4 protein-coding genes are annotated in these 6,225 nt (G+C 58.8%); all 4 read left to right on the top strand.

Features of this window, described 5'->3' with window-relative positions:
* Nucleotides 1-2,643: hemagglutinin repeat-containing protein (locus AC1D1F_RS06100; RefSeq protein ID WP_477700671.1), on the top strand; the 2,643-nt coding region annotated here is incomplete at its 5' end.
* A gap of 8 nt (nucleotides 2,644-2,651) precedes the next feature.
* Entirely contained in the window at nucleotides 2,652-3,494 is an 843-nt protein-coding gene (locus AC1D1F_RS06095; RefSeq protein ID WP_477697449.1) for an Imm49 family immunity protein, read from the top strand.
* A 142-nt stretch (nucleotides 3,495-3,636) separates the two neighbouring features.
* On the top strand, nucleotides 3,637-3,975 hold the full coding sequence (locus tag AC1D1F_RS06090) for a hypothetical protein (RefSeq protein ID WP_477676744.1): 339 nt from the start codon (nucleotides 3,637-3,639) through the stop codon (nucleotides 3,973-3,975).
* A 298-nt stretch (nucleotides 3,976-4,273) separates the two neighbouring features.
* Nucleotides 4,274-6,217 (top strand): hypothetical protein, encoded by a 1,944-nt coding sequence (locus tag AC1D1F_RS06085; protein ID WP_477697450.1) that lies wholly within the window; start codon nucleotides 4,274-4,276, stop codon nucleotides 6,215-6,217.
* The last annotated feature ends 8 nt before the right edge of the window (nucleotides 6,218-6,225 follow it).

The following is a 6,225-nucleotide window of genomic DNA, read 5'->3' as shown; positions in this document are numbered from 1 at the left end:
AACTTCAACAAGGATGCGGCAACTGACGTCTCCATCAACATCAGCTACGGCACTTCTGAAAGCGAAAGCAAAAGCAGCAGCCAAAGCAACAGCGCCGCCGGCAGCACCGTCGCTGCAGGCAAGAACCTGACCATCGTCGCCACAGGCGCAGGCCAGGCCAGCAACCTGACGGCGCAAGGCGCAAACCTGACCGCCGGCAACAACGTCACCCTGCTCGCAGACAACAAGGTCAACCTGCTGGCCAGCCAGAGCAGTGCCAGCCAGGAAAGCAGCAACAGCTCAAGCTCCAGCAGCGTGGGCGTGAGCTACGGCCTCATCTCGCAGAGTTTCAGCTTCAGCGCGAGCGCAAGCCAAAGCCAGGGCAACAGCAGCGGCAGCGACACCCGCTACACCAACACCCAGGTCAATGCCGGCAACACCGCCAGCATCATCAGCGGCGGCGATACCAACCTGATAGGCGCGGTGGTGGCAGCCAACACCGTCAAGGCCAACGTAGGCGGAAACCTCAACATCGCCTCCTTGCAAGACACCAGCACCTACACCAGCAAGCAAAGCTCAAGTGGCGCAAGTATCAGCTTTGGAAAGGATAGTGCGAGCGGTGGCAGCGTCACCGGCGGCGGCATCAGCGCCAGCAAGAGCAACATCGACAGCAGCTACGCCTCGGTCGTGCAGCAAAGCGGGGTCAAGGCGGGGGATGGCGGCTTCCAGGTCAATGTGGCGGGCAACACTGACCTCAAGGGCGCGGTCATTGCCAGCACGCAAGCGGCGGTGGATGGCAACAAGAATAGCTTCAGCACCGGCGGCACGCTCAGCATCAGCGATATTCAGAACAGTGCGGAGTACAAAGGCAGTGGTTACAGCGTTTCGGTGAGCGCGGGCTCTGGTCAAGATGCGAAGGGCAACACCATTTACACGCCCGGTGGCGGATTCGGCATTGGTAGTACCCAAGACAGCGTCAGCAGCACTTCTTCATCTGGCATCTCGGGTATCGCAGGAAACGCCGCAGTCAGAACGGGCGACGCCGAAACCGGCATCCAGAAGATCTTTGATTCCGAAAGAGTGCGAAAAGAGATCGATGCACAAGTGGCCATCACGGCCGAATTTGGGCAGCAGGCCTCCAGTGCCTGGGGCAAGTATGCCAACCAGAAGATGGTGGATGCCACGGATGAAGAAGAGCGGGCATGCTGGAGCGCGAACGGCCCTTGCCGCATAGCAGGGCATTCGATCATTGGTGCGTTGGGCGGTGGCGTTGAGGGTGCTTTAGGCGCGACAGGAAGCACGGCCTTGGCGCCTTACCTGAGCAAAGCAATCGATGACCTTGGCATTACGGGGCCGGCGCGAGACGCGCTGATCGCCGGCCTGAGTTCGACTATTGGTGGGGTGCTGGGCGGGACGGCTGGTGCCGCAGGGGCATTCAACGAAGTCACCAATAATTACCTGACGAGCAAACAGTGGGAGGAATTTGCAAACGAAATTGCCAACTGCAAGGCCAAACGCGGCGGTTGCACGTCGAGTCAGACGCAGGAAATCCGCGCCAAGTACCAAAAAATCAGCGATAAACAAAACATCGCGCTCGCCAATTGTGATGTCACAAAAAATTGTGCCGAACTTGGAAAAGATGTTGCAACCGGAACGGAGACGATGGTCCAGCTGATCAGCAGCAACAGCCTTCCAATTGGCGGTGCTGACAGGACGGACCTTGGTCAATTCTTGGGCCAACGCCTGGCCGGGGATCCCGCCTACCGAGCGCAAGTTAGCGGTGCTTTGCAGGTTGCTGCGTTTTGTAATGCCAAGCCGGATCAATGCACCGCTACGGCGATCAAAGCCGCAGCACTGGTGCTGGCCCCTGTTATTGGTGTCGCGTACGGTGCAGTGGCCATCGAACTGTTGGTATCTGCCGGGCGGCTCACCATCGCGGAGGCAGCCTTGCTCGTGAATCTGGGTGGCCCCGCGGGGTACTGCAACCTCAAACCTGACACCTGCCTGCTGATTGCAGATGTAGCCGCTGGGCTGGCGAGCGGCAGCGTGGCTCCTAGTGTTTTGCCGCCTGGTTCGATCAAAGCCGTCGCAACGATGGGCGAGGCTCTTGGTGGCAAAGCAGCTAGCAGCACTGTTAGCGGATATATCAGTGGAGCTAAAGTCTGCGAGAGCGCGTGTGCCATCTCGGGATTGACCAAGCAAGAGCAACTGATGGCCAACCTCATCAGGGACAGCTCTGATAACCAGGGTGTACTGACGGAGAAACTGTTGGAGTCGGTTGCCACCCGTACAGGTATGACCGTGTTGTCTGGTGGAAAATACGGTAGCAACAATGGCTTTGATCTTGTGCTTCAGGGCAAGGATGGTACCGTAACTATCATTATGGATGGCAAGCAGTTGGCTGAGAGCGGTGCGGTAAAACTAAGCACTGCGGGGGCAGGTGGGACTAATCAGATGTCAAGTGATTGGGTTAGGGAAGTAATTGAAAGAATTCGAGCAAAGAACCCCAATTCACCGGCCATTGCGGCGATCGAGGTAGCTAGAGACGGAGGCACCTTAATGACTGCTATCGGTGGAGTGAATCGCAGCACCGGACAACTACTTGTGTTTCCCGTGCTTGTATCTAACAAATCGCCATCTAATGTTTCACTAATTCCCAAGTAAGGTTTTCTATGCTCCAGCAATACACGTCCGACCAGGCAACCGTTTTGAATAATCTCGAAATTTCGATTCGGAATATTGGCGGACATGATGGAATTCCAAGAGGTGCAAAACTAATTGCTGAAAATCAAGGCAGCCGCCAAGGATGCCTGCAAGGTTTACGTAGCTTCCACGAATACAAGTCGATTCATGCATGGTTTTCACAGCAAGACATTGAAAGCCTCAAACGCCATGCCTACATCGCTACCAAGCTGTTTTACATTCACAGTAAGGAATTTGAGCCCCGCGGCATGACGAGAGAGAGTGAATATTTCTACGCTTTAGTGAGTGACCACGCGCCTTTGATTGATTGGTTCATGCGCCTGGAACCTACCTCTCCAGATGGGCTAAAAATGATCAACAATCTCGACGATCATTTCTATCGCCATTTTCAAATGACATTGGCCTTGCAAGGTCGCTGGAAGGACTTGACTGAAAGAGCCGAGCGATTTCTACGAGATATTCCGGTAAAAATGAAGTTGTTCGCAGTTGATCAGCGCTTCTATCTCGCACTTGCACAGGGAAATATAGAAGGTATGCGAGAAGCACTGATCGAACTAACCAGCCCTAAAGGTGCAAAAGCGCGAAACAAAGTTGAAGCGCAGAGCTTCGCTTTTCCCTGCGCCTTTATTGGGTGCTACGCCACCATGTACGCCAAGATCGCATGGCGGCATGGTTATGCACTTGAGCTTGATACGCCGCTCATTCCAAGAGAATGGTTGCCGACTCGACCGCTGGAAAAATATGAAGACCTGTATCCCTTCATGCGGGAATACGACACCGATAGCGCGTTGCCGCCACCAGGCAACGAGTAATCGATTCAACATTTGACCTGAACCTGTGGGGTGCCATCGAAATCTGAGCCGGGTTGAGACCGAATTTCCATCCAAACCTGAACCAAGCAGTCCCTGCTCTGTTAGTTTAAAAGCAGGGAAATCCAGAAGCGAAAACTACATCGTGACCAAAGAGTACGGATCAGGAGTTGAGGGAAAGATTGGATCAGGCTTCAACGCAATTCAACAAGTCACGGACACCGTGAAGATCGATTTCTTAACCGCTAGCCAATTGGCGACCGCATTCCTTGAGCGGCTATCTGTCGAGCCGGAGGGGGTGCCGTATGTTCTGCTCGACTCCTTTATCCGAGAAGATGATGAAGGGTGGTACTTTCCCTATCAGTCTGCTAGCTTTGTGTTGAATGGAAATTTTGGCGATTCCCTTATTGGAAATTGGCCGATATTCGTGAGTCGAAGCGGCGACTATGTCGGGCCTCGCCGACCTGGAATGCAGTGGGCGTAGGGGATTTGTGACATTCAGTTAGTGCGTCGGCTCCAGGTGACGCGCCTCATAAAGTCTTTCGCTGAGGCTGCGTCCTAAAGCGTAGACCCTATTCGGGCTGAAATACGCCGCGCAGGGGTCGCTTCATGATGGCCCGACTTCTCTATTTATAGGAGGCGCCGCAGCCCCCCGCCCTCCTGACAAACGTCACAAACTGTTCAAGCCGGGCCGCACGCCCGAAAGGCAGTATCAATCACCTTGTCAAAGCCATTAGCGAGGCGTATCTTGCAGTGCAAACACGCACCGCAGGGAGACAACGGTGATGAAGATGCTGAGCTTTCACGCCAGGTCGATTCGGGCCCACCTGTTCTGGACTTACGCCGCGCTTGTCACGGTGCTGGTGGTGGCGCTGATGGCGCTGGCGGAGCTGGCGGCCAGCCGCATCGTGTTTGACGGCGCGCAGCGCGAGCTGGAGCAGCTGGGCCGGCGCACGCAGGAGCAGCTGCTGCGTTTCCAGGAGCCGGCGCGCGCCTGGCTGGAGGCGACGGCGAACGACCCGCATGCGGGGCTGGAAGGCGACAACGATATTTCGGTGCTGCGCATGCAGATGTCGATGCAGCAGCGCTATCCGCAGATCGGCTCGCTGGTGTTCGGCTACCCGGACGGCAGTTTCCAGCAAAGCATGGTGCTGCGCACCGCGCGTGATCGGGCCTGGGCCAAGTCGCTGCCGGAGGCGCGTTTCGCGCTGCAGACCATACGTGTGGACGAGAAACAAAAGCGTGTCGAGCAATGGGTGTTCTACGACCAGCAGATGACGGCGATCGCGAGCGAGCGGCGGCCCTGGGGCGAGCGCTACGACCCGCGCGAGCGGCCCTGGTACCACGGGGCGAGCGACCTCAACCTGGGCACTTTCCAGGCGACCGATCCTTTTGTGCTGAAGGTGCCGGAGGAGTTCGGCATGGCGCTGTCGCGACCGCTGAGTGGCCCCCGGGGCGGTGTGGCGGCGGCGATGTTCACGGTCGGGGGTTTGTCGGATTTTTTGCGCGCGCGGGGTGAGGAAAGCCGGGCCGAGCTGATTTTGTTCGACGCGCAGGGCCGTGTCTGGGGATGGTCGCAGGCAGACCGGCTGCGCCGCCTGCTGGGTTCGGGCACGCCGGTGAGCCTGTCGGCTTTGAGCGACCCCTTGTACGGCTCGCTGCACAAGCTGGTGGAGCAGGGGGCGCCGCAGGACACACCCATCCATTCGGTCGAAGGCGCGGGGGGCCAGCGTTTCGCGGCGGTGGTGATGCCGATGGAAGGCGTGTTCAGCCACAAAGCCTATGTGGCGCTGGTGTCGGACCAGAACCTGCTGCTGGCACAGGTGCGGCGTATGCGCTGGATGCTGCTGGGGGTGGGCGTGGCCGGGCTGCTGCTGCTGCTGCCCATGCTGTTCTGGATGGCGAACCGGCTGGCGATGCCCTTGAGGAATCTGGTGCGGTCGGCCAAGCACATCCGGGAGTTCGAGTTCGACAGCGACATCCCGCAGGACAGTGACATTTCCGAAGTGCGCCGCCTGCAGGAATCGCTGGCGCTGGCGCGCATCGCGCTGCAGGGTTTCTCGCGCTACGTGCCGCGGCCGCTGGTGAAACATTTCATCGCCAACCGGCTGACGCCGCAAGCCGGCGTGGAGCAGCGCGAGCTGGCGGTGCTGTGCGCGGCGCTGGACGAGCACCACGCGACGGCGGTGACCTGGTCGCCGCATGCCGAGCATTATTTGCAGATATTCGCGGTGGAGGTGGCGCAGGGCAAGGGCATGATGGACCGCTATGAAAGCTGCACGGCGGTGGCGCTGTGGAACACGCCGCTGAATGTTTCCAACCCGGCGGGCTATGCCTGCGAGGCGGCTTTGCGGGCAGTGGATGCCATGCAGGCGCTGGCCGAGGGACTGAATGCGGCGGTGAAGCCGCCGTGCTTCGGCCTGGATTTCGGCAATGCCACGGTGGGCAACTTCGGCACCTGGGACCACCTGACTTTCACGGCGGTGGGCGCGCCGCTGGACAACGCGCGCGCGTTGGCACGGCAGGCGAACGCGCTGGGCCTGAGTGTCGCGGCCAGCCGATCGGTGGCGCTGGCCGCGGCGCGCTATTTTCGCTTCCGGCTGGCGGCGACGGTCCCGCTGGGCCCGCGCGGCGAGCTGCAGGAAGTGTATGAACTGGTGGAGCGGGTGGTGCACGAACCGGACACCAAACCGGGCCGGCTGGGTGCGGCGGTGGCGGAGGCATAGGCCTCGTC

It is taken from the genome of Polaromonas sp. P1_H6, from assembly GCF_056405195.1.
This window is presented reverse-complemented; position numbering and strand designations above follow the sequence as displayed.